Here is a 23,123-nt window from a genome sequence, read left to right on the forward strand (position 1 = left end):
CTCGGCCTGAGAACAGAAAAATATCGTCGCGGCGGGCGCCCTTCAATGCATGGATAATTTTTCGATATAGCCTGCGTGGCGTGGACGTCCGGGAGCCATCCTCTGTAAACCGCCGGTTGACGCAACCGGTTAACACATGCGCCGCATGCCCCCCTGGATCGCCGCGACTCCTCGGGCCAACCGCTGATGGCTCGCCGCTTGCACCATCCCCGGTCCATGAAACGTTCCGTTCTCCCCATCACGCTCGGATGGGCGATACTCACTGCGCTTTCTGGTTGCGGCGGAGACTCCTCCAGACCGGGTGACCCAACGCCCGAAGTAGGCAGCGGCGGCAGCGGCGGCAGCGGCGGCACCGGCGGCAGCGGTGGCTCCGGCGGCACCGGCGGCAGCGGCGGCTCTGGCGGTTCCGGCGGCATCGGCGGCACCGGCGGCACCGGCGGCGACATTCAGCAACCGCCGGACGGGCCCTCATCCCTCGGCGCAGACGGCTGGGCGGCGACGACCACCGGCACCACCGGCGGAGACGGCGCGACCGAGGACAACATCTTCACCGTCACGACCCGCAGAGAGCTCGTCGCCGCGCTGTTCCCGAACGGAGCCACGGGCCCTGACGGCACGCCGGCCGCGCCGAGCAGCACGCCGAAGATCATCTACATCAAGGGGACGATCGACCTCAGCACGGACGACGACAACAGACCCCTGACGGAGGAGGATTACGCCGACCCGGCGTACGACTTCCAGGCCTACGTCGACGCCTACAAGCCGAGCGTCTGGAACACCACGCTCGTCAACGGCAAGCCGCCGCCGCTCACCGGCCCCCTCGAGGAAGCGAGGGCGCGCTCCGCGGACAAGCAGAAGGCGACGACGTTGATCCAGGTCGGCTCCAACACGTCGATCCTCGGGCTCGGCGCGGACGCGAAGATCATCCACGGCACGCTGTACGTCGGCGCCGGCATCGACAATGTGGTGATACGCAACATCGCCTTCGAGGACGCGTTCGATTTCTTCCCGGCCTGGGATCCGGGCGACTCGTTCCGGCTCGACACCAACGTGCCCGGGTGCACGGCCGAGAGCCCGCTCACCTGCCCAGGCGGCCGCTGGAACTCGGAGTACGATCTGATCCAGGTCATCGGCGCCACCCACGTGTGGATCGATCACAACACGTTCAGCGACGGGGACCGACCGGACAAGCTGTTTCCCTCCGTGTTCGAGGCGCCGCGGACAGGGCACGACTACTCGGTGCAGCACCACGACGGCGCCGTGGACGTCACGCTGCAGTCCGACCTCGTGACCATCTCGTACAACAGGTTCCACGACCACGACAAGACGAACCTCCTGGGCGGCACGGACACCGCGACCCCGCAGAACGGCTGGGGGCTCCTGAGCGTGACGCTCCACCACAACCTCTACGAGAACGCGACGCAGCGCCTGCCGCGCGTGCGCTTCGGCAAGGTCCACGTCTACAACAACTACTACAAGGGGACGCTCGCGCCCCCGGACGGCGCGAAGCCCGCGCCGGACTACCCGTTCCTCTACGCGCTGGGCATCGGCCAGTTCGCGAAGCTCTACTCGGAGGCGAACGTCTTCGAGATCGCAGCCGATCCGGCCGGCCCGCCGGCCGCGGCGACGAACGTCATCTCGGTCTACCACAAGGCCGGCAGCGGCGACTTCGCCAGTGAAAAGACGTACTTCTTCGACGCCGAGAGCACGCTGAACGGCGAAGCGGTGGACCTCTTCGCCGCGGCGCAAGCGTCCGCCCTGGCGGCGAAGAAGCCGGAGCTCACCGCGACCGACACCCTGTGGACGCCCGCGAGCAGCTATGAATACACGAAGCAGCCCGCGGCCGAGGTGAAAGCCGAGGTCACGTCGAAGGCGGGAGCGGGCGGGCTGTGATCCGGCGTCCCCCGGCCGAGACGTCGGGGGGATAACGCACGTCAGGCCGTTCCGACCCTGCTGACCTGTCAGCGATTTTCCGGAAGTGGGCGTATCCCGCGCCGCGGTCGCGAGGGCGCCGCGGCGCGCGAACGCCCCCGAGCAAGAGGCGAGTCGATGCGAGCGCAAACATGGATCGTGGCGAGCAATGCCGTGCTCTGCGGCTGTGGCGCGAGCGAGGAGCTGTCCCCGATCGCTCCTCGCGAGTTCTCGGCGTCGTACTTCGAGCTCTCTCGCGAGGATTTCCAGGGGGTCGTCGACGGCAAGGCCGTGGATCTCTACACGATCGAGAACTCGAAGGGCGCATTTGCGAAGATCACGAGCCTGGGAGCCAAGATCGAGCAGCTCGTGGTCGCCGACAAGGCCGGGCGCCTCGGCGACGTCGTGCTCGGCTACCCGAGCCTGGACGCGGTCAAGGCCGGGCAGGCATCGATGGGCGCCTTCATCGGGCGCTACGCGAGCCGCATCGCCGGGGGCACCTTCACGGTGAACGGCGCCGAGTACACCGGCGGGTCTTTCGTCCTGGCGGGGAGGTCGTTCACCCTGCCCGCCAACGACGGCGCGCGGCCCAACACCTCGCACGGCGGACCGCTGGGCTCGCGCTTCCGCGTCTTCGACGCCGTCCAGCTCTCGCGCTCCAGCGTGCAGATGTCCCTCACGTTCGCCGACAGCGAGGAAGCAGCCCCGGGCTTCACGGGCTTCCCTGGCACCGTCTCCCTCGAGGTCGTGTACACGCTGACAGAGCAGGACGCGCTGAGCGTCCGCTACCGCGCGACCGCCCTCGATGAAGCGACCGTCGTCAACTTCACCAGCCACCCGTTCTTCAACCTGAGCAACACCCCGGGCAGCCCCGTCGCCGAGCACGAGCTCACCATCAACGCCGAGCAGTTCCTCGAGCTCGACGAGCTGCTCGTTCCCACAGGCGTCTTGCGCAGCGTCGATGGCACGCCGATGGACTTCCGTTCGGGAAAGCCTGTGGGCGCTCACATCGGGGATGTCAGCTACGACATGCTGGCGCGGATCGACCCGACGAGGGGCGGTTACGACCACACGTTCGCGGTCGTGCAGCCCGCGCCGGGCACGCTGACGCTGCATGCGACAGTCCATGAGCCGGGGTCCGGGCGAGCGCTGGACGTGTGGTCGACCGAGCCAGGGCTGCACCTGTTCACCGCCAACGGCCTGAACGGCGAGGCTCCGCGCGACGTGGGCAAAGGCAATGTCCCGTATCCGAGCCGCTCGGCGCTCTGCCTGGAGCCGATGCACTTCCCCGACTCGCCCAATCAACCGAGCTTTCCCTCGACGGAGCTCGCCGCCGGCGCGACCTACGAGGGCGAGATCGTCTTTGCGTTCTCCACGCGCTAGCTCGCCCCGCGCCGCCGCGGGAGCCGAGGCGCGCGCGTGGCTCCTCGATCAGCGAGAGGTGATCCGGGCCAGGCGGCCGCCGGCCGCGTGACGCGTGAACGACACAGGGTCGAAGGGACGGCATCTCTGGTATCCGCGCGGGGGCCGACCAGAACGGCTTCATCATCATCCTCCCCGAAGCCACCGGTCGGAACTGCTGGGACGTGGGCACGACGAAGTCGCTGACCCACGACGGTGGCGGCGACACGCAGGCCATCGTTCAGATGGTGAAGTACACGCTCGCCCAGTACAGCGGCGACCCGGAGCGCGTCTACGTGATGGGTGGCTCCTCCGGAGCGATGATGACCCAGTGTGGCCACACGGTGTTCGAGGCCTGGTCAGGGAAAGACGGCGCGCACTCCATGCCTTACGAGCACGACGCCATCCTCGCGTTCTTCGGCCTCGACAGGGCCGGTGGTGCCGATCCAGAGACGGACTGTTCGGGTCCTGGCGGCAGCGGCGGCATGGGCGGCTCGGGCGGCGGCGGCGCCGGGGGTGACCAGAGCGTCGGCAGCGCCGGACCCGCTGCGGGGAGCGGCGGCGCCGCGGGGGACGGCGGGAGCGCCGGCGGCGGCGCGACGGGCGGCAGCGCCACGGGCGTCACTGCTGGCAGCGGCGATCCCGGCGACGGGTCAGATACCGCGTCTGACTCAGGCGGATGCGCCTATGCCGTCGGCGGCGCGAAGCCGAAGAGCTCGCACGCGGCGGCCGTCGCCGTGGGCCTCGCGCTGTTGACGTTCCGTCGCCGGCCGCGAAACGCCAGGCGCTGACGCGCTTTCTCGTCGGTCAGATCGGGGCGTGCGCTTCGCGCTTGTCGTCGAGGACGACGCGCGGAGCTAGCCCGCGCGGGCGAAGCGGCTCGGAGGCTGGCCCACGTGGCGGCTGAACGCGGTGCTGAAGGTGCTCGCCGAGCCGTAGCCGACGCGCTCGGCGACCTCGGCGATCCCCAGATCATGCCGGCGGAGCAGGTCCCTCGCGACGGCCATGCGCCAGGCGAGCAGGTATTCCATCGGCGGCAGGCCCACGGTGCGGCTGAAGCGCTCGAAGAACGCCGAGCGCGAGAGGGCCGCCGTCTTCGCGAGCTCGGCCACCGTCCATGAGCGCGCGAGCTGACCGTGCATCTCCCGTATCGCCGGCGCGAGCCGCGGATCGGCCAACCCGCGCAGGAGCCCTGGCGGCGCGTCCTCAGCCGAGGTCGACCGCAGCGCTTCGATGAGCAGCACCTCCACGAGCCGCGTGAGCACGAGGTCGCGCCCCGATCTCTGCTCGTTCGACTCGTCGCCCACGAGCCGCACGAGCACCGAGAGCCGCTCGACGCCGCGCACGTGCAACACCGCCGGCAGCAGCGACACGAGCAGCGCCGCGTCAGGCGAGTCGAAGATGAAGTAGCCGCCGAGCAGCCGCGCGTCGGGGCGTCCACCGCGCGTGCCATGGCGGACCTCGCCCGTCGGCGCGGGCGTCACCTTCGGGTCGACGCGCGCTGGCTTCACCGGCTCGAAGCCCGAGAGGGTGAAGCCAGGCGTCGCCGGCAGGAGCACGAAGTCGCTCGCCTCGAGCGTCAGGGCACGCTCGCCGTCGACCGCGAGCCGGCAGCTGCCCTCCAGCACGGCGCAGAAGCTCGGCTGGCCGAAGCTCGAGTAGCGAACACCCCAGCGGCCGGCGCCGCTGATGACCTTCGAGAACACGGTGCGCGGCTGGAGCAGCGCGATCACTTCCGAGAGAGGGTCGCTCACGCCTGGACTGTAGCAAACGAAATGCGGACTCTCAACGATAGATAGTCCAGCGCGCCACAGCTATGTTCCTCCCCATGAACGACGCGCGCACCGCGGCGAAGGAGTCGACATGAAGGCAGTGGTTGTGTTTCACGCGAGGAGCGCCCCGCTCGTCGCTGGCTGCGCTCGGCAGCAGGGCGACGCGCCCGTTTCCGGCGAGCTTCGCCATGGAGGGACGACATGAAGACCGTTCTGATCACCGGTTGCTCCTCGGGCTATGGCCTCGAGACGGCGCGCCACTTTCACGCGCAGGGCTGGAACGTGGTCGCCACCATGCGGACGCCGCGCGAGGACGTGCTGCCTCGGTCGGACCGGCTGCGCGTGGTGGGGCTCGACGTGACGAGGCCCGCCAGCATCGCGGCTGCGCTCGAGGCGAGCGGGCCTATCGACGTCCTCGTCAACAACGCCGGCATCGGGCTCATGGGCGCCTTCGAGGCAACGCCGATGACCACGGTGCGCGAGGTGTTCGAGACCAACACCTTCGGCGTGATGGCGATGACGCAGGCCGTGCTGCCCCAGCTCCGCGCGCGGAGATCGGGCGTGGTGGTGAACGTGACCTCGAGCGCGACGCTCGCGCCGATGCCGCTGGTCGCCGTGTACACAGCGAGCAAGACAGCCATCGAAGGGTTCAGCGCGTCGCTTGCTTTCGAGCTCGAGGCCTTCGACGTGCGCGTGAAGCTGGTCGAGCCAGGCTACGCCCCGACGACGCGCTTCACGAGCAACGGGGGGCCTCGCATGCAAGGGCTGATCCCCGACGCCTACGCGCCTTTCGCGCAGCGTATCTTCGCTTCCCTCGGGCAGCCGGCGCTGGTGACGACCGAGTCCGACGTGGCCGAGGCGGTGTGGCGCGCCGCGAACGACGCATCGGGGCAGCTCCGCTTCCCGGCAGGTCCCGACGCGGTGGCGCTGGCTCGGGCGAGATGAGCAGCGCGATGGGGCGCTGGGCTCGCCTGTCGCGCTTCTCGTGATCGGCGTCGGCCAGGGGCCCAGCGCCCTCGCGCGGCCGGGGGCGCGCGACCCTCACCGGGCGATCGTGAGGGCGAACGGCGCGAGCCCTCGCTTGCGCAGCACGAAGGGGACGAGCGTGACGAACGCCTCGGTCCCGCGAGCGGTCGTGACATCTCCGAGATCCTCGATCCAGTCAGCCGGCCACCCCAGATCGCCGAGCAGCCTCGCGACGACGGCCTTCGCGTTCTCGTCGTTGCCGGAGAGGAACGCGGTCGGGGGGATGCGCAGGCTCCTGGGATCCGCCATGACGGTGAACAGCATGGTGTTCAGCGTCTTGACCACGGCCGTCTCCGGCAGCGCGTCCTGCAGGCGCTCGGCGACGCTGCCGCCCGGGTAGAGCGGGCTGCCGGGCAAGCCGTTCTGGTCGCGCACTGTCGCGTTGGAGATGTCGATCAAGATCTTTCCCTTCAGCTCCTCCCGGAGGGCGCCGAGCCGCTCGACGCTCGTATCTCCGGGGGTGGCGTTGATGACGATCGCGGCCCGGCGCGCGGTCTCCGCTTGATCCCTGAGCTCGACCCGCGCTCCCGACAATTTCGCCGCCGCCTGCGCGGGGTCTCTGGTGCCGATCGCGACGGCGTGGCCGGCGCCCGCGAGCTTGTTGGCCAGGACCGTGGCGACGCGCCCCGAGCCGAGGATTCCGATATTTTCCACGATGCGCTCCATGATTCAGATCCCTCTCTCTGGCTGCTTCAGCGGACGGTGGACAGGACGCCGACCGCGCCCGCGTGGAGCTGCGGCGCGGCAGCCAGGAAGTCCTCGCTGGCCAGGCTCCAGCGGTTGCCGCGTGTGTCCGTGACCGCGCCCCCGGCCTCCGCGACGAGCAGCGCGCCCGCGAGGAGCCCGGAGAGGATCTGGCTGTATTGCCAGAAGACGTCCATCCGGCCGGCCGCGACCTGAACGAGCTGGAGTGTGGCCGGGACCGATACGCGCAGGACGAGCGCACTTCCGAGCATCGCGGTGACGGACTGGCCGATCCGCCGGTACGTCTCCTGGTCCTCGCCCGGCATCGCCTGGCTGGTCCCGACGAAGGCCGCGTCGAGCTGCGTCTTCGTCGACGCCTGGATTCTCCTGGTCCCCAGGTACGCGCCGGCGCCCTTCCGGGCGGTGTACGTCTCGCCGCTCAGCGGCAGGTGCACCACGGTCAGGACCGGCTCGTTGTCGCGGACGAGGGTCGCCGTGACGCACCAGTCGGTCATCCCGTGAACGTGGTTGATGTTCCCCTCGACGGCGTCGGTCACCCACCACTCCCCTGGCGGGAGGGGCCCGCGCTCGAGCTCGTCCTCGACCCACCGCGCACCCGGGCGAGCGCGCGACAGCGGCTCACGGATGACGTCGAGAGAGACAGCGTCGTTGGCGGCGAGCGCGGCGAAGACGTCCTCCCGGCTCGCGAGGCGCGGCGCCGTCGAGAACCGACCGACGAGCCGCTCGCCTGCCGCGGAGAGCGCCGCGACGACCGTGGGCAGCAGGGACTCGTCCTCGGCGCTGGCCGGGCTCCGGTCCCCCGGCGTCGCATGGCTGCTCGATGGCTCGGAATGTGTCGACATGATTCCTCCTGAGGCGAGCGGCCCGCGCTTCGTCGCGACCCGTCGCTGGGAGGAGTAAACCCTGGACGACCTATGTCGTCCAATGCATAGTTGGTATACGAAGGATTACCCACATGCATGTGGATTTGAACCTGCTCACGGCCCTCGACGCGCTGCTCGAGGAGAAGAGCGTCAGCGCTGCCGCGGCCCGCTTGCACCTCTCCCAGCCGGCGATGAGCCGGACCCTGGGGCGCATCCGCGACGCCACCGGGGACCCGATCCTGGTGCGCACCGGCCGGACGATGACGCTGACGCCGCGCGCGCTGGCCCTGCGCCAGGAGGTCCAGGCCATCGTCCAGCGGGCGCACACGGTGTTCGCGCCCGAGGGGGAGCTCGACCTGGCGAAGCTCGAGCGGATCTTCACCGTCCGCTGTCACGACGCGCTCACGACGGCGCTCGGCATGCGGCTGTTGCTCGCGGTGCAGGAGCAGGCCCCTCGGGCGCAGCTCCGGCTCCTCGGAGAGCCCACGGGAGACAGCGATGATCTGCGCCACGGGCGCGTGGATCTCGAGATCGGCTCGGCGGAGCCCCCGCTCCCCGAGATCCGCGGGGACCTGATCGGCCAGGATCGCCTCGTCGTCGCCGTTCGCAGGGAACACCCGCTCGCGCGCGGCCGGCTCACCGCCAGGCGCTACGCCCAGGCGCTCCACGTCACGGTGTCACGCCGCGGCCGCCTGCGCGATCCCATCGACGACGCGCTCGAGGCCCTGGGGCTGCGGCGGCGCGTCGTCGCGGCGGCCCCCACGAGCGCGGCCGCCATTCACTTCGTCCACGAGAGCGACCTCGTCGTCGTGCTGCCGGCGCGCGTCTGCGGTCCGGCCCTGCGGGCGCTCGGCCTCAGCTCCCTTCCGCTGCCGCTCGAGGTGCCGGAGCTCCGGATCGTTCAGCTGTGGCACCAGCGCCACGAGAGCGACAAGGCGCACGCGTGGCTGCGAGGGCAAACCCGCGAGATCCTTCAGGGCATCTGTCGTGGAGAGACGTAGCCCAGGAGGGGCGGTGCCTCGTCACGTGAAGGACGTCGAGGCACATCTCGTCGTTCGCATGCAAATGTGTGGCGAGGTCACCTCGGTCGCGCCTTGCTACAGCGCTTCGCTTACGTCTTGTCATCAAGGAAGGTTCGTTCTAGCCTCGTGCTCCGCTCCGCGCATGCAGCCGTGACGCGGGGTACGCAGGGGGATCACGCAGAGCTGATTTGCGGCGGGCTCGCTCGAGGAGCGGGCTCCGATGAGCGCGCGCTGGCGAGCTCGTGCTGCATTGCGCCATGTGGGCTCACGAGGTGCTCCATCAATCGGTTGCAGCCGGTGGAGCCTTGCAAGGGGATGGAACGTGACAATGGAATCCATCGAGCACGTCGTGCTCGTCATTCTCGAGAATCGCTCTTTCGACAGCGTCCTCGGGTGGCTCTATGCAGATAAAGGCCAGGGGCCGGCGCTGAACATCCCGGAGCCCGCCCCTGGCGCGCGCCGCTTCGAGGGCCTGGACGGCCTCGATCTGACGGCGTTCACCAGCTCGGCGGAGGGGCTCGGCGGCGCCCCCGTGAAGGGCGCCTCTGCCCTGAACGTGCCCTGCGTCGCGCCGAACGAGGAGTTCAAGAGCGTCAACGTGCAGCTCTTCGGGAAAGAGGACGTCGCGCCCGGCGATATCCCCACCATGAAGGGATTTCTCCAGGATTACGTGGCGGCCATCAGGAGATCGGGCATCGCCAAGGACAACCCGGACGCGCTCCGCGCGCTCGCGGGGGAGGTCCTGGAGAGCTACACCCCGGAGCAGCTCCCGGTCCTCAATGGGCTCGCAGAGCATTACGCCGTCTGCGACATGTGGTTCTCGTCGGTGCCCTCCCAGACGAACCCCAACCGGGCCTTCACCTTCTGCGGCACGTCGCTGGGGTTGACCGACAATGGCTGGCTCGAGAAGGACCCGAGGGCCAAGCTGATCGAGGAGAAGGTAGGGTTCGGCCTCGGCGACGACCAGTTCGACACGAAGACCCTCTGGAACGCGCTCCACGACGCCGGCCACGACGACTGGAAGATCTTCTGGCAGACGAGCACCCTGCCCGAGAAGATATCGTTCGCCCTCACCGGCGGAAAGACCTGGGTCGGTCACCTGGTCGAGCTCGCCGTCAACCTGACGGAGCACCTCGACGCCGATCACCAGAGATACCTGATCGAGCTCTCGTCCGGCGAGCTCTCGTCCTGCTACACGTACCGCCTGTTCAACGGCCTGCGTGCCATCCCGGAGGTCGAGCGCCGCTTCGCCCGCATCGACGAGTTCCACGAGCAGGCGCGGGCAGGGACGCTCCCGCGCTTCAGCCTCCTGGAGCCGTCCTGGAGCATGTCGCAGGAGTCCACCGACGTGAGCAGGCTCCAGAGCCTCGCCACGGCGCTGGGGAACGACTATCACCCTCCGGGGAACCTGAGCGCAGGGGAGGCGTTCCTTCAGAGCGTCTACATGAGCCTCATCGCGAACCGCGCGGCCTGGGAGAAGACGCTGCTCATCGTGACGTTCGACGAGGGCGTCGGCACCTTCGACCACGTCCCGCCGCCCGCCGCCGTGCCCCCCTGGGGGAGCGGCCGCCCTGGGTTCGAGACCCAGCACGGCTTCAATTTTGATCGTTACGGCGTCCGCGTGCCCGCGATCCTCGTCTCGCCGCGCATCCAGAAGGGGACCGTGTTCCGGTCGACGCGCGAGCAGCCCTTCGACCATACCTCGCTCATCGCCACGATCCTGAAGTGGTACGGGGAAGAGCGGCTCTTGCCCATGTTCATGGAGCGCGCGATGGGCGCGCCCACGTTCGAGGGGGTGGTCACCCTGGAGGAGCCTCGCCGCGATGAACGCGACGTCCGGTTCCTCCAGGTGGCGCGCGAGCCGGGGGAGGCGTTCAACTATTTCGATCGGTTCCACCTGAGGAGCGACCGCGGCGAGCGCCTCTCGAGCGCCGTCAAGGAACGGACGATCCTGGGCCTGCTCTCGGCGTCGGACCCGGAGGTGGCGGAGTACTTCCCGACCCTCGGCGGAGAGGCCGTCGAGCTCTTTCTGGAGAAGAGCTCGCGGGACGCGAGACCGGGAGAGGTCCGCGACGGCGACGAGGTCGCGCTCGCCTCGACCGAGGCGAGTATCGGGGCCTTCAACATGCTGGGCGCATGGAGCGACGCGCGGAATTGCTACTACTTCAACGACTACGACCCGGTCCTGGACAGGACCAGGTACACGAAGCAGACGTGGACCATCGAGAGCGCCGTCAAGGGCCGGCCCGTGCGGTTCGGCGACGCGGTGGCCTTCAGGAACAAGCACTCCGGGGCGTACCTGACCCGGAGCGAGAACGGCGTGACGACCCGGAGGGACGCGTACTTCTGGATCATCGAGCCGATCGCCTCCCCGGCCGCGGCGCAGAGCCGGTGACGCCGGGCCGGTGAGCGTGACCACGATCGACCGAACATACAGCGCGGCGGCCGGGCGTCCATGCGCGCGGCCGAGCTCGACGGATTTCAAGGATGGAGGGAGCAGAGAATGAATCGTCTTTCGTCGGACATCGAGGAGATTGACGCGGAGTACGACGCCGTCATCGTGGGCTCGGGCTACGGTGGCGCGATCATGGCGTCCCGGCTCGCGCGCGCCGGCCTGAAGGTCTGCGTGCTCGAGCGCGGGCGGGAGCGGCAGCCGGGCGAGTATCCGAACACAGCGCTGGAGGCCGCGGAGGAGGTGCAGATGAACCTCCCGGTCCTGGGTCATGAAGGCTCGCGCACAGGCCTGTTCGATCTGCACATCAACAAGGACATCGGCGTGCTCGTCGGCTGCGGCCTCGGCGGCACCTCCCTCATCAACGCCAACGTGTCGATCCGCGCCGAGGCGCGCGTCTTCGACGACCCGCGCTGGCCGGCCAGGCTCCGCGGCGAGGGCATGGAGCACCTCAACACGGGGTACATGCTCGCCGAGCGGATGCTCTCGCCGAAGCCCTATCCCCAGAGCTACCCCCCGCTGCCCAAGCTGACGGCGCTCGAGCGCTCAGCGGAGGTGATGGGGCAGCCGTTCCGGCGCCTGAACATCAACGTGACCTTCGAGGACGGCATCAACGCCGCTGGCGTCGAGCAGAAGGCCTGCACGAACTGCGGCGACTGCGTCTCGGGCTGTAACTTCGGGGCGAAGAACACCGTCTTGATGAACTACCTGCCCGACGCCAGGCGCAACGGCGCCTCCATCTTCGTCGAGGCGAGCGTGCGCCACGTCGAGCGCCGGAGCGACGGGAAGTGGAACGTTCACTATCAGGTGCTCGACGTCGGCCGCGAGGCGTTCGACGCGCCGACGCTGGTCGTCACCGCCAAGATCGTCGTCCTCTCCGCCGGGGCGCTCGGCTCGACCGAGATCCTGCTCCGGTCGAAGGAGCTCGGGCTGCCGATGTCCGACACGATCGGCCAGGGGTTCAGCGGCAACGGCGACATGCTCGGCTTCGGCTACAACTGCACGCCGACGCTCGACGGGCTCGGCTTCGGGCACCGCGCGGTCGGGACGATGGCGCCCGTCGGGCCATGCATCACCAGCGTGATCGACATGCGCAACCAGGCGGACATGAGGGACGACATCATCATCGAGGAGGGGTCGATCCCTGGCGCGCTCGCGCCGATCTTGCCGCTCATGTTCAAGGCGGCCTCCGCGATCGGCGGCTCGAACACCGCCCCGCAGAGCGCCCTGGCCCAGGGGCTGCGCGAGACAGAGTCGCTCCTCCTGGGGGCTTACCACGGCGCCACGATGCACACGCAGACGTACCTGGTGATGGGGCACGAGTCGAACAGCGGCACGATGAAGCTGGAGAGCGACCAGCTGCGGATCGAGTGGCCCGACGTGGGCACCGAACCGATCTTCGAGAAGATGAACGCGCGCCTCTTCGAGACGACGGCGCCGCACGAGGGGATCTCGGTCAAGGACCCGATCTGGTCCCCGAAGATCGGCGACAAGCTCATCACCGTGCACCCGCTCGGCGGCTGCATGATGGCCGACTCGGCCGAGGCAGGCGTCGTCAACGACAGGGGCACGGTCTTCGCGTCGAGCACCGGCGCCGCGGTCCACGAGGGGCTCTACGTCTGCGACGGCTCGATCATCCCCGTCTCGCTCGGCGTCAATCCGCTGCTCACGATCTCGGCGCTCGCAGAGCGCTGCGCGATCCACCTCGCCCGCGACCGCGGGCTCCACATCGATTACTCCGACAAGGGCCCGATCCCCCCCGAGCCCGTGACGCGCAAGCCCGGGATCCGCTTCACCGAGACGATGAAGGGGTACTTCTCGAAGGCGGTCGACAGCGATTATGAGACCGCCGCCGAGCTGGGCAAGCAAGAGGACTCGAGCTTCAAGTTCATCCTCACGATCGTGTCCGAGGACGTCGACACGATGATCGCGAGCCCGGAGCACGCCGCGCCCCTGCTCGGCACCGTGAACGCGCCCACGCTCTCGGGGCGCCCGCTCACGGTGACGCACGGGACGTTCAACCTCTTCGTGCAGGACCCGAACGCCGCCGACACGCGGAACATGAAGTACTCGATGCGGCTCGCCTCGGAGGAGGGGCGCTCTTTCTATTTCTACGGCTTCAAGGTGGTCACCGAGCGCCCGATCTGGGACGTGTGGCACGACACCACCACGCTCTACATCACCATTCATGAGGGCGAGGACGACAAGGGACCGGTGATCGGCAAGGGGATCCTCGTGATCGAGCCGGAGGATTTCATCCGCCAGCTCGGGACGCTCGACGTCACGAACGCGAAGAACGCCGAGGAGCGCCTCGCCACGACGGTGAAGTTCGGGCGCTTCTTCGCGGGCGTGGTCTACGATTATTACGGCGGCGTGGCAGCGCCGCTCCAGTACGCCGACTCGAACCCCGCGCCCCGGAAGCGCAGGCCGCTGCGCGCGCCCGGCCCGCGCCTCTTCCCGTTCAAGACCAGCGACGGCGTCGATCTCCTCCTGACGCGGTACAAGGCCGAGGGCGCGTCGAAGGGGCCGGTGATGCTCGCGCATGGGCTCGGCGTCTCGAGCCGGATCTTCACGACCGACACCATCGAGACGAACCTGCTCGAGCACCTCGTGGCCCACGGCTACGACGTCTGGCTGCTCGACTTCCGGTCGAGCGTGCTGCTCCCCGCGTCGAAGACGCAATACACGGCCGATCAGATCGCGCTCCACGACTACCCCGCTGCCGTGGCGAAGGTGCGCGAGGTCACGGGCGCGGCGAGCATCCAGGTCGTCGCCCACTGCTACGGCGCGACGACGTTCACGATGGCAATGCTCGCCGGACTCGAGGGCGTCCGCTCCGCGGTGCTCTCGCAGATCTCCACGCACGTCGTCACGCCCGCCATGGTGCACCTGAAGGCAGGCCTGCATACGCCCGACGTGCTCGACGCGCTCGGCGTCAGGTCGCTCACGACGAACGCCTCGTCGCACGAGGGGTTCTTCTCGCACCTCTACGATCGCGCGCTCGCGCTCTATCCCGTCGGGTCCGGTGAGCACTGCGACAGCGCCGTGTGCCACCGGATCTCGTTCATGTACGCCCCGCTCTACGAGCACGCGCAGCTGAATTACGCCACGCACGATCGGCTCTACGAGCTCTTCGGCGAGGCCACGATGCGCGCGTTCGAGGGGCTCGCGCTGATGACCCGCAAGGGCTACGTGGTCGACGCCGAAGGGAAGGACGTCTACCTGCCGCACCTCGACCGGATGGCGATCCCGATCCACTTCATCCACGGCGCGGAGAACCAGTGCTTCCTGCCGGCGAGCACCGAGAAGACGGTCGAGGCGCTCGCGGCGCGGAACGGCGCGGCCCTCTACTCGCGCGACGTCATCCCCGGGTACGGCCACATCGACTGCATCTTCGGCAAGAGCGCGTCCACCGACGTTTACCCGTCGGTGGTCAAGCACCTCGACCGGACCTGAGGGCGCCGACGTCGCGAGGGCGCCGACGGTCGGTCGCGCGGCGGGAGTCGCTGGACACGACGTGACCGGGAGGAAGTCGCAGCGCCGAAAGGGCGAGGCGACCCGGGGCGGTGCGCTCCGTGGTACGGTGCCACGGCGCGCGCGCTCGCCGCCTGGACGTGACGGAGCCAGCGATGACCCGTGGAGAGAAGTTCCTCTATCACCAGATCCATCCGCTCAAGCTGGCGACCGACTTCGCGTCGAGCGCCGCGTCCTCGATCGCGCTCTGGCGACACGAGCTCGCGCTCGCGATGGCGATCGGCTTCCTGCCGTCGATCGCCGTGACAGCGCTGCTCCTCCGCTTCGCCGACCTCGAGCCGCGCAAGGACAGCGCCTTCGGCCGGTACGTGCGCCGGAACATGAGCGGCGCCGTGGTGGCGCAGCGCGCGACCGGGCAGGCCGTGATGTGGGTCGGAGCGTGGTCGCGCCAGGGGATCGTGATCGCGCTGGGGCTGCTGGTGGTCGCGCTGGCGTGGGCGAGCGGGGTCGGCCGGCCCGCCGAGGCGACCGGCGGGGATGGATGAGACAATGAATGAGCCATGCAAGAGGAGGTTAGTGCCGTGAAGGAAGCGGATGCGAGGCAGATCATCGAGGCCTATTTCAACGTGGTGGCGAACGAGCCGGATACCGGCGCCTTCGTGGAGTTCTTCTCCCCGGACGGCATCCTCGAGGATCCGGTGGGTACGCCGCCGATCCAGGGGCGCGAGGCGATCCGCCGGTTCGTGGACGCAGGCAAGTCGAAGATCGAGCGCGTCGAGATGGTCGTTCGCGAGATCATGACGTGCGGCAGCGAGAGCGCGGTGCGCTGGTCGGGTGACATCCTGACCAGGCGAGGGGAGCGCATCACCCTCGAGGGCATCGGGATCTTCATGTTCGACGAGCAGCAGAAGCTCCGCCACGTCAGGGAGTTCTATGACGTGACGAAGCTGCTCGCCGTCTTCTCCTGAGCAGGCGCGCCGCCCGGCGCCGCCCGCCGACCCCCCGTCAGAACTTGCCAGAGACCGTGAGGCCCGCGGTGCCGTCGGGGCCCGACGGCGCGACGCGCAGGCCGGCCCGGCGCAGGTCGCGCTGGTAGGCCTGCACCGGGTGCTCCTGCTCGAGCATGGCGGCGAGCGACCACGTGAAGTTGAGCAAACCGAAGATAGCGCTCATCATCCGCTTCTCCGCCGGCAGCTCGGGATCCAGCACGGGCGCGGCGGCGGCGACCCCGCCGAGCGCGACCGGGAGGAAGATGGCCCACCTCGGGATCGCAGGCTCGGTGCCGAGCAGATCCCGCTCGATGCTCGCGAGCTGCGCGTCTGACAGCCGGGCGCGCCACCCGGGCGTCGCCACCAGCGCGTGGTCGGCGCGAAGCCGCGAGACAGGCGTGTAGTCGGAGAGCGCCAGGTTGAGGCCGGAGAGCAAGCCGGTCGCATAATGTCCCGCCGAGAGCGAGACGAGCGTCATCCTCGGGATCGGTTCGCTGTCGAGGAGCGCGAACCCGAGCCAGAGGCTCCCTTGCGAGAGCATCCCGGCGGTCGCCAGGGTGTTTGGCCTGTAGGTCTCCGGCACCGCGAGCGCGCCCAGCCCGCCGGCGAGCATCGTCGCGGAGCCGGAGGCGAAGGCGATGCGCGTCGGAGCGTCGATGCCCTCCCCGGCCAGGCTCAGCGCGAGGCTCACCCCGCCGAGACCGCTGAAGAGGATGGGCAGCCCTCTTCCCATGGAGTGCAGCCTGACCGCGTCGTGATAGTGCGTCGCCAGGAGCGCGGCGCGCTCGCGCCGCTGGGCGACGTCCTCGCGACTCTGGTCCTCTCCCGACCCCGGAGCGCGCGCCTCCTGCGCCGCGGCGCTCCCCGGCAGGGAGAGGCGCGCCACCGCCGCTCCCACCATCAACGCGCGCCGCACGTGGCGCGTGGACCGTGACAACCAACCCATAACAAGCCTCTCTGTTGAAATGTCTCGTATAGAACGCACTCGACACGTTCGACGAGCCGAACACGTCATGTCATCTGTGGAGCGTGCTTGAGAGCACGTTCGCGCCGGCGCGCTGGAAGAGAGGGTTGAACGTCGAGACTCGATTCATGGCCATCCGCTCTTGGTGAGGAGTGCCCCTCTCGCCTGTCGTGATGTCCGCGCGCGCGCCGCTCGATCACGGATTCGTCGTCGCGCCGAGGAGCGCGCGCACGCCCGCGGCGTGCGGGCTCGTCGGGCGCGAGGCGAGGAAGCGCTGGCCCAGGTCGGCCGCGCGGGCCCGATCGCCGAGGCGGATCAGCGCCTCGATGCGGAGCACGGTGGCCTCCTCGCCCATCGCGCTCCGGGGGAACCTCCTGTCGTAGGCGTCGAGCTCCGAGAGGCACCCCGCCGCGTCGCCGGCGCCGAGGGCGTCGCGCGCGCGATCGATGATGGCGACCTGCTCGCGGAGCGCGTCGGCCGGCGCGACAGTCGCGGACCGCGCGCGCGGCGCGGCGCTCGTCGAGCGCGGCGGGCTCGCGACGGTGGCGGGCGCCGGGCCCGGCAGGGCGCTCGTCTGGGGCGGGAGCGGGGCGCTCGTCACGGGCCCGGAGGGCGTCGGCGCGGGCGCGATGGGTGCGGGCGCGACGGGCGGCGTGCTCGCAGCCGGTGGCTCGCCGGCGGTGGGCGGCGCGAGCGCAGCCGGCGGCTCGCCCGACGGCGCCGCCGCGGAGGGAGGCGCCGGGGGACGGAGGAGCGCGACGCCCGCGCCGAGGAGGCCGACGCCGATCGCCGTCCCGAGGCTCCACTTCGCGATCGCCAGCAGCTTGCCCGGGGCCGCTTGCGGCGCGGGCGCGGGCGGCGCGGGCGCGGGTGTGGGCGGCGCTGCGCTCGTTCCGGCGGCGAGCCCGGCGATCGCGAGCGCGCGCGCGCGCGCCGCCGACGACGGCGCCTCGTGCTTCCAGGAGCGGAGCAGCGTGCGCTCGAACTCGGTCGTCTCCTCTTCTCGGAGCTCTCCGAGCGGCTTCGGATCGCTCATCGCTTGCCTCCCCCGTGCTGCGCCCTCGCCTGGACGCGCCTCGCGATCGCGCGGAACTCCTCGCGCGCGCGCCGGAGGCGGGACGCGACGGTGCCCTTCGGGAGCCCGAGCATCGCGGAGATCTCCTCCGTCGGGACGCCCTCGAGCTCGAAGAGGACGAAGGCGACGCGGAGGTCGTCCTCCATCGCGTCGAGCACCTCGTCGAGCAGCTCGCGCGCCTGCTTCATCTCCATGAGCTGCTCCGGGTCCGGCGCGCCGTCGGCCGCCGCCGCCATCGCGTCGTCGTCGCAGAGCTCGCGCCGGCGCGCCCCGGCGCGGCGCGCGTTCGCCGCGACCCCGAGCGCCGTCCCGAAGAGGAAGGAGCGCTCGCGGCCGGGCGCGATCTCCTCGAGCTTCTGGTACGCGATCAGGAAGACGTGCTGCGCGGCGTCGTCGGCCGAACCGGAGGGCACGCCGAGCCCGCGCAGCGAGCGCCAGATGAAGTCGAAATGCGCGTCGACCAGCGCGCGGTAGCGCTCGGCAGAAGGCGACGGCGACGGCGGCGGTGGCGGTGGCGGCGCGCCCGGCCCGGCGCGGTCGGCGCGCGCCGTCACGGCCGGGTCGCGCGCGACCTCCGCGCGTGGAGAGGGGCCGGAGCGGGTCGCGCTGATCATGGTCTCCCGCCGCTATGTTCGGAGGCGAGCGCCTGGATCACGGAATCGTCAACCCCAGCCCGAGCGCGAAGACGGCCTCGATCGGCGGCGGGCGGACGGGGGAGCCGGCGCCGTCGACGAGGAGGCCGTCGCGCAGCAGCGGCATGCGCACCCCGGCCTCGGCGTCGAGCAAGAACGGGCCCCAGACCGGCAGCCTGGCGCGCAGCGGCAGGGCGAGCGCGAGCCACCCGCGCGTCGCGCCGCGCGCCGGGGCGACGCCACGAAGGCTCGCCGCGACGAGTCCGCCCTCGACGCGCGCGCAGGGGGCCAGGCGCAGGGCGCCGAGCGCCGCGCCGACAGGACACGCGTCGGCGGCGACGGCCGCGAGCAGGAACGACGCCGAGCCGCCCGCCGAGGGGACGTCGGAGGACGTCTCGACGTGCGCGCCGAAGCGCAGCGGGCCGACGCCGTTGTCCATCGCGGCGAGGGGGGGCTCCGCGAAGAGGCGCGCGCCGAGGGATGGCGCGCCGATCATCTCGCCAGCGAGGAGCTGCGCGCCGAGCGTCAGGTGCGTCGCGGCGTCGGTCGCGGGTCCAGGCGGTCGCGCCCGCCCGCTGTCGGCCGGCGGGGGCGGCGCGGGGGCGGCGCGCGCGGATGCGGAAGGCGTCGACGGGGAGGCCACGGTCGTCGCGCCCGTGGCTTCCGCTCCGGCGGCGGCGCTCGCGGGGGCGGAGGGCGCGGGCGCGGCGGCTGCGGCGGCGGCTTCCGCGGCCTGGCTGTCGATGGCGAGCGCGGTCACCACCGCGAGCGCGGCGACGACATCGTCGCAAGTGGCGCCCGCTACATCGCGGTCGGACGCCGCCCCGTCCGCCGCCCGGACGCCGAGGCGCCCGGTGAAGCGGCCGTCGCGCTCATCGATGGTCACGACGTACGCGCTCCCGGCGTCCGCTTCCCCGAGCTGCCGTCGGAGGCGGGCGCCGACCCGCGCGCGAAACTCCGCCTCCGTCGGGCACCCTGCCTCGGCGCGATACTCGATGCGCAAGGGCGCAGCGGTCGTCTGAGCGCGCGCGACAGCGCCGCCGGCGAGCACCGTGGAGACCATGAAGAGCCGCGCCGCGGCGGAGCGTGACCTCACCTTGATGCCACTGTCGCGCCGCAGCGCCCGGAGCGCCACCCCATCGCAGGGATCGGAGAGCCCTCGATTCCCATGGCGCGATCCACCGGTGAGCTCAGCCCGGTTCGCCGCGCTCCGGGCCAGAGCGCGCCTCGGGCTTCTTCGTGGGGCCATGGAGCTCGCGGAGCCGGAGCGCGCCCGTGGCACGATGTTGGTAAACACCGTTTACTGAGGATGGCCCTCGGGCGAGCCCGGGACCTCCCGTTCGTAAGCACCGTTTACTGAGAATGGCCCTCAGGCGAGCTCGGGACTCCCAGGGGAGGATGGCCTGAGCCATCCCCTCGAATTCTTCAGAGCGGCTGGCGCGCGACGGCCGCCCTGATGGCGCGCTCGAGCGCCTCGCCTTTCTCGGGCGAGAGGGCGCGCATCGCGCCAGGGAAGGCCGCTTCGAGGTCCACGAGCACGTCGAGGGCCGCCTCCTCGATCACGGCCGCCCGGTCGTGGCGCCCGACCTTCGAGGCGGCGGAGGCCACGCGGGCCGTTCGCGAGCCGCTCGCCCCAGCCGATCAGCGCCGGGAGGTCGACCGGGCGCTCCGGGTCCCAGGGCGCGCTCTCGTCGAAGCGGTCCTCGCGCATCTCGGCGATCTTCCGCTTCAAGGCCATGTAGGCGGCGGCGGGCATGCGGACATCCGGCTTGGCGACGAGCCCCTCCGCGAGGTTCTCCGGGCCGAGCGGCGGCAGCCCGAGGGCGGACGCGACCCGCGACGGGAAGCGCTCGGACAGCGCGGCGATCTCCGCCTTGCGCCCGCGGGCGAGGAGCGGGGGCGTCATGAGCCCCGCGGCGGCGGCGACGGCGGCCGCCTCGCTCCAGGAAAGGAAGGCGTCCTCGCCGCCGCCGAGCGCGCGGAGCTCGAAGGACGCCCACCGCAGGTCGGGCGCGTACCAGACGCCGGTCTGCACGGGGGTCATCCCGCCCGCGGGCACGTCCGGGTGAGGACATAACGCTGAGCGCCACGATCGCGGCGGCGAGCCGCGAGCCGCGAGCGGCTGCGAGAGCGGGAGTGCGAGGCGCTTGACTTCCGGGAAAGCCTTTGGGTTCCTTGTACCTCAGGGGGGTCAACCATGTCTGTCGAACCCAGCCGGGCTCCGCCCGCGCCGTGCTTTCGCCTCCTGCTGATCGAGGACAGCGCCATCGCGGCCTCGATCGTGCAGAGCCACCTCGACGCCGTGCCGTGGCAGCGCGCCGAGCTCGCGCACGCGGAGACGCTCGCGGCGGGGCTCGCCCGCGTGAAGGAGGGGTGGGACGTCGTTCTCCTCGACCTCTGTTTGCCCGACGGCGAGGGCCTCGAGGTGGTCGAGCGCGTGCGGGAGGTGGACCCCCATGTCCCGATCGTGGTGCTGACGGGCCATGACGACGTCCGCCTCGCGGAGCGCGCGCTCGGCGCCTCGGTGCAGGACTACCTCGTGAAGCGCAGCATCGACGCCGACGCGCTGTGGCGATCGATCCGCTACGCGGTCAGCCGCCAGCAGCTCGTGACGCAGCTCGCGCGGACGATGGCGGCGGCCAGGGAGAACGAGGCCAACCTGCACCAGCTCATCGCTCGCAGCGCCGACGGGGTGGTCGTGCTGGACGCCACCGGGACCGTGCTCTTCGCGAACCCGGCCGCGGAGGCGCTGCTGGGCGACGGGCGGCTCGTGGCGGGGCGGGGCTGTCCGGTGGCGCTGAGCGCGGGGGAGACGAGCCTCGAGGTCGGCGGGCACGCGGTCGTCCTCGACGTCCGCTGGGTCGACGTGGACTGGCAGGGGCGGCCGGCGCGGATGGCGCTCCTGCGCGACGTGACCGGGCGCCGCCGGGCGGAGGAGCTGCGGCTCCGGCTCGAGCGCAGCGAGCGGCTCGCCGCGGTCGGCCAGCTGGCGGCGGGGGTGGCCCACGAGATCAACAACCCGCTCGCGTACGTGGTGGCGAACCTGGAGCTGCTCGCCCGCGAGATACGGCGCCTGGCCGGCGCGGGGGTGGCGACGGAGCAGCTCGCTCAGCCGCTCCTGGAGGCCCGCCACGGCGCGGCGCGGGTGATGCACATCGTCCGGGACCTCGGGGTGTTCGCGCGCGCCGAGGCGAACGAGGCGATCGGGCCGACGGACGTCAACGCGGTGATCGAGAGCGCGCTCAACATCGTTCACACGCAGATGAAGCACCGCGCGCGGGTCGTGCGCGAGCTCGCCCCGGTCTCGCGCGTGGGCGGGGCCGAGGGGCGCCTGACGCAGGTGTTCGTCAACCTGCTCATCAACGCGGCGCAGTCGCTCCAGGAGGGGCGCGTGGCCGACAACATCGTCGAGGTGCGCACGCGCGAGCAGGATCAGGAGGTCATCGCGGAGGTCGTGGACTCGGGCTGCGGGGTGCCGGAGGAGCACCTGCACCGGCTGTTCGAGCCGTTCTTCACCACGAAGCGCGCGGGGGAGGGGACGGGGCTCGGCCTCGCGATCTGCCGGAGCATCGTCGAGTCGTGCGGCGGGAGCATCGGAATCAGCAGCAAGGTCGGCGTGGGCACGTGCGTCCGCATCCGGCTGCCCGTCTGGGCGCGCGCGGAGCTCTCGGCGCTGCCGGCGCCGGAGCGCGGCGAGGGGGCGGCGCGGCGCGGGCGGATCTTGATCGTGGACGACGAGCCGCTGATCTTGCGCGCGCTGCGGGGGATCCTCGGGACGTCGCACGAGGTCGTGTGCGTGCGGTCGGGGACGCAGGCGCAGAGGACGCTGCGGCTGGACGCGGACTTCGACGTGGTGCTCTGCGACATCGTGATGCAGGAGGGCACGGGGATAGAGCTCCACGAGTGGATGGAGGCGGAGCTGCCGGCGCTCGCGGACCGGGTGCTGTTCATGACGGGCGGCGGGACCAGCGAGGTGAGCCGGAGGTTCCTTTCGGCGCACGGGGGGCGGGTGCTGCCGAAGCCAATCGATCCAGGGGAGCTGGTGCGGAGGGTGGAGGGGATGCTGGCGGGGAAGGCGGCGGAGGCGGTGGGAGCGGTGTAGCGGGGGAGGCCGAGGGCAGGGGTCGTCTTACAACGGAGGCCTGGCGCCGCGAGCCGTATGCCACACTGCCACGATCCGGACGACCGAAGCCGTCTCGTCGAGCGTGTAGTAGACATGATGGGCAGTCCGAGGCAGGAGCAACCGACGAAGTCCAGGTACTTGCGGAACTTCGTAAACTGCACCTCCTCTCGGAACATCGCCGAGCCGACCCACGGCAGCCAGAAGCTCGTAGAGGAACAACCCGGGGTTGCTTGGCCGGTTCTCCCTCCACCACCGTCCGACGGCAAGGATCTGCGTGCGCGCATCCGCGGAGAAGACAACCGCGTACCTGGTCATTCCGCGCTGTCCGCGGACAGCTCGGCCAGGACCTGCTCCGCGGACACGACCTCGCCGCGCTCGACTTGCTCCGCTCCTCGAAGGATGGCGGCGTGGAGGCGCTCGCGGTCCGCGGCGTCCAAGTCGTCGCCGGCGTCCGCGATGGCGAGCTCGACCTCCGTGTTTTCCGGGAGCTCGACGGGCTCATCGACGACGAGCCGCCCACCTCGGACCTTACCGCGCACAGTCAGCATCGTCATGCAAGGACCGTAGCGCCCCGACCCAGGGGTGTCCACGAGGTACCGCCCAGCGTCCACGGCGCGAATCGCGCCGCAGATCTGAGATCGCGGTCGGCCAGCAGCCCCGGGGGTCCTACAGCGATGCTGTCTTCACTCGCAGATGAAGCGCCGGGCGCGGGTC

General features: G+C 70.7%; 20 protein-coding genes. 11 read left to right on the forward strand and 9 right to left on the reverse strand.

Annotated features, from left to right (window positions below):
* The first annotated feature begins 216 nt into the window (after positions 1-216).
* From WME89_RS05280 to WME89_RS05290, 3 genes are all read left to right on the forward strand, one after another.
* On the forward strand, positions 217-1,893 hold the full coding sequence (locus WME89_RS05280) for a pectate lyase family protein (RefSeq protein WP_438008161.1): 1,677 nt from the start codon (positions 217-219) through the stop codon (positions 1,891-1,893).
* A 177-nt stretch (positions 1,894-2,070) separates the two neighbouring features.
* Positions 2,071-3,294: an aldose epimerase family protein gene (locus WME89_RS05285; RefSeq protein WP_438008162.1), complete on the forward strand. Its 1,224-nt coding sequence runs from the start codon at positions 2,071-2,073 to the stop codon at positions 3,292-3,294.
* Positions 3,295-3,461: 167 nt separating this feature from the next.
* Positions 3,462-4,103: a hypothetical protein gene (locus tag WME89_RS05290; protein WP_438011893.1), complete on the forward strand. Its 642-nt coding sequence runs from the start codon at positions 3,462-3,464 to the stop codon at positions 4,101-4,103.
* Positions 4,104-4,169: 66 nt separating this feature from the next.
* Here WME89_RS05290 and WME89_RS05295 read toward each other — a convergent pair whose 3' ends face one another.
* Entirely contained in the window at positions 4,170-5,066 is an 897-nt protein-coding gene (locus WME89_RS05295) for an AraC family transcriptional regulator (RefSeq protein ID WP_438008163.1), read from the reverse strand.
* A 219-nt stretch (positions 5,067-5,285) separates the two neighbouring features.
* Between WME89_RS05295 and WME89_RS05300 the strand changes: the two genes are divergently transcribed.
* Entirely contained in the window at positions 5,286-6,029 is a 744-nt protein-coding gene (locus WME89_RS05300; protein ID WP_438008164.1) for an SDR family oxidoreductase, read from the forward strand.
* 96 nt (positions 6,030-6,125) lie between these two features.
* Here WME89_RS05300 and WME89_RS05305 read toward each other — a convergent pair whose 3' ends face one another.
* Positions 6,126-6,764: an NADPH-dependent F420 reductase gene (locus tag WME89_RS05305; protein ID WP_438008165.1), complete on the reverse strand. Its 639-nt coding sequence runs from the start codon at positions 6,762-6,764 to the stop codon at positions 6,126-6,128.
* 38 nt (positions 6,765-6,802) lie between these two features.
* A complete protein-coding gene (locus tag WME89_RS05310) occupies positions 6,803-7,657 on the reverse strand; it encodes an inositol monophosphatase family protein (RefSeq protein ID WP_438008166.1) in 855 nt (284 codons plus the stop codon).
* A gap of 113 nt (positions 7,658-7,770) precedes the next feature.
* Here WME89_RS05310 and WME89_RS05315 point away from each other — a divergent pair, with 113 nt between their 5' ends.
* The 5 genes from WME89_RS05315 to WME89_RS05335 all read left to right on the forward strand — a co-directional run bounded on the left by WME89_RS05315 (position 7,771) and on the right by WME89_RS05335 (position 15,594).
* Positions 7,771-8,679: a LysR family transcriptional regulator gene (locus WME89_RS05315; protein ID WP_438008167.1), complete on the forward strand. Its 909-nt coding sequence runs from the start codon at positions 7,771-7,773 to the stop codon at positions 8,677-8,679.
* 349 nt (positions 8,680-9,028) lie between these two features.
* Entirely contained in the window at positions 9,029-11,095 is a 2,067-nt protein-coding gene (locus WME89_RS05320; protein ID WP_438011894.1) for an alkaline phosphatase family protein, read from the forward strand.
* 108 nt (positions 11,096-11,203) lie between these two features.
* Positions 11,204-14,608 (forward strand): alpha/beta fold hydrolase, encoded by a 3,405-nt coding sequence (locus tag WME89_RS05325; RefSeq protein WP_438008168.1) that lies wholly within the window; start codon positions 11,204-11,206, stop codon positions 14,606-14,608.
* A 173-nt stretch (positions 14,609-14,781) separates the two neighbouring features.
* On the forward strand, positions 14,782-15,171 hold the full coding sequence (locus tag WME89_RS05330; RefSeq protein ID WP_438008169.1) for a hypothetical protein: 390 nt from the start codon (positions 14,782-14,784) through the stop codon (positions 15,169-15,171).
* A 36-nt stretch (positions 15,172-15,207) separates the two neighbouring features.
* On the forward strand, positions 15,208-15,594 hold the full coding sequence (locus WME89_RS05335; RefSeq protein WP_438008170.1) for a nuclear transport factor 2 family protein: 387 nt from the start codon (positions 15,208-15,210) through the stop codon (positions 15,592-15,594).
* 37 nt (positions 15,595-15,631) lie between these two features.
* Here the strand turns inward: WME89_RS05335 and WME89_RS05340 are convergent, their stop codons facing one another.
* The 5 genes from WME89_RS05340 to WME89_RS05360 all read right to left on the reverse strand — a co-directional run bounded on the left by WME89_RS05340 (position 15,632) and on the right by WME89_RS05360 (position 19,894).
* Positions 15,632-16,561, reverse strand: coding sequence for a hypothetical protein (locus WME89_RS05340; RefSeq protein ID WP_438008171.1), 930 nt, complete (start codon positions 16,559-16,561; stop codon positions 15,632-15,634).
* A 214-nt stretch (positions 16,562-16,775) separates the two neighbouring features.
* On the reverse strand, positions 16,776-17,615 hold the full coding sequence (locus WME89_RS05345; protein ID WP_438008172.1) for a hypothetical protein: 840 nt from the start codon (positions 17,613-17,615) through the stop codon (positions 16,776-16,778).
* The gene (locus WME89_RS05350; RefSeq protein WP_438008173.1) at positions 17,612-18,268 is read right to left on the reverse strand and encodes an RNA polymerase sigma factor; all 657 of its coding nucleotides are present in this window, start codon (positions 18,266-18,268) and stop codon (positions 17,612-17,614) included. Before WME89_RS05350 ends, WME89_RS05345 begins: the two co-directional genes overlap by 4 nt.
* Before the next feature lie 37 nt (positions 18,269-18,305).
* On the reverse strand, positions 18,306-19,382 hold the full coding sequence (locus WME89_RS05355) for a hypothetical protein (protein ID WP_438008174.1): 1,077 nt from the start codon (positions 19,380-19,382) through the stop codon (positions 18,306-18,308).
* Between the two features lie 329 nt (positions 19,383-19,711).
* Positions 19,712-19,894: a hypothetical protein gene (locus WME89_RS05360; protein ID WP_438008175.1), complete on the reverse strand. Its 183-nt coding sequence runs from the start codon at positions 19,892-19,894 to the stop codon at positions 19,712-19,714.
* A gap of 161 nt (positions 19,895-20,055) precedes the next feature.
* Here WME89_RS05360 and WME89_RS05365 point away from each other — a divergent pair, with 161 nt between their 5' ends.
* Both WME89_RS05365 and WME89_RS05370 read left to right on the forward strand, forming a co-directional pair.
* Complete coding sequence (locus WME89_RS05365; RefSeq protein ID WP_438008176.1) at positions 20,056-20,355, forward strand: hypothetical protein; 300 nt, start codon at positions 20,056-20,058, stop codon at positions 20,353-20,355.
* Between the two features lie 128 nt (positions 20,356-20,483).
* On the forward strand, positions 20,484-22,388 hold the full coding sequence (locus WME89_RS05370) for a response regulator (protein ID WP_438008177.1): 1,905 nt from the start codon (positions 20,484-20,486) through the stop codon (positions 22,386-22,388).
* A 332-nt stretch (positions 22,389-22,720) separates the two neighbouring features.
* On the opposite strand, the gene WME89_RS05375 is transcribed toward WME89_RS05370, so the two are convergent.
* Entirely contained in the window at positions 22,721-22,963 is a 243-nt protein-coding gene (locus tag WME89_RS05375; RefSeq protein ID WP_437653486.1) for a hypothetical protein, read from the reverse strand.
* Between the last annotated feature and the right edge of the window lie 160 nt (positions 22,964-23,123).

Origin of the sequence: Sorangium sp. So ce321, from assembly GCF_051530195.1 — a bacterium.
Lineage (GTDB): Bacteria > Myxococcota_A > Polyangia > Polyangiales > Polyangiaceae > Sorangium.

Bases quoted from the DNA above. Each gene is read 5' to 3' on its own strand.
- WME89_RS05325 (WP_438008168.1), top strand. From the start codon at position 11,204: ATGAATCGTCTTTCGTCGGACATCGAGGAGATTGACGCGGAGTACGAC.
- WME89_RS05310 (WP_438008166.1), bottom strand. From the start codon at position 7,657: ATGTCGACACATTCCGAGCCATCGAGCAGCCATGCGACGCCGGGGGAC.
- WME89_RS05280 (WP_438008161.1), top strand. From the start codon at position 217: ATGAAACGTTCCGTTCTCCCCATCACGCTCGGATGGGCGATACTCACT.
- WME89_RS05300 (WP_438008164.1), top strand. From the start codon at position 5,286: ATGAAGACCGTTCTGATCACCGGTTGCTCCTCGGGCTATGGCCTCGAG.
- WME89_RS05370 (WP_438008177.1), top strand. From the start codon at position 20,484: ATGTCTGTCGAACCCAGCCGGGCTCCGCCCGCGCCGTGCTTTCGCCTC.
- WME89_RS05315 (WP_438008167.1), top strand. From the start codon at position 7,771: ATGCATGTGGATTTGAACCTGCTCACGGCCCTCGACGCGCTGCTCGAG.
- WME89_RS05345 (WP_438008172.1), bottom strand. From the start codon at position 17,615: ATGAGCGATCCGAAGCCGCTCGGAGAGCTCCGAGAAGAGGAGACGACC.
- WME89_RS05330 (WP_438008169.1), top strand. From the start codon at position 14,782: ATGACCCGTGGAGAGAAGTTCCTCTATCACCAGATCCATCCGCTCAAG.
- WME89_RS05375 (WP_437653486.1), bottom strand. From the start codon at position 22,963: ATGACGATGCTGACTGTGCGCGGTAAGGTCCGAGGTGGGCGGCTCGTC.
- WME89_RS05320 (WP_438011894.1), top strand. From the start codon at position 9,029: ATGGAATCCATCGAGCACGTCGTGCTCGTCATTCTCGAGAATCGCTCT.
- WME89_RS05340 (WP_438008171.1), bottom strand. From the start codon at position 16,561: ATGGGTTGGTTGTCACGGTCCACGCGCCACGTGCGGCGCGCGTTGATG.
- WME89_RS05350 (WP_438008173.1), bottom strand. From the start codon at position 18,268: ATGATCAGCGCGACCCGCTCCGGCCCCTCTCCACGCGCGGAGGTCGCG.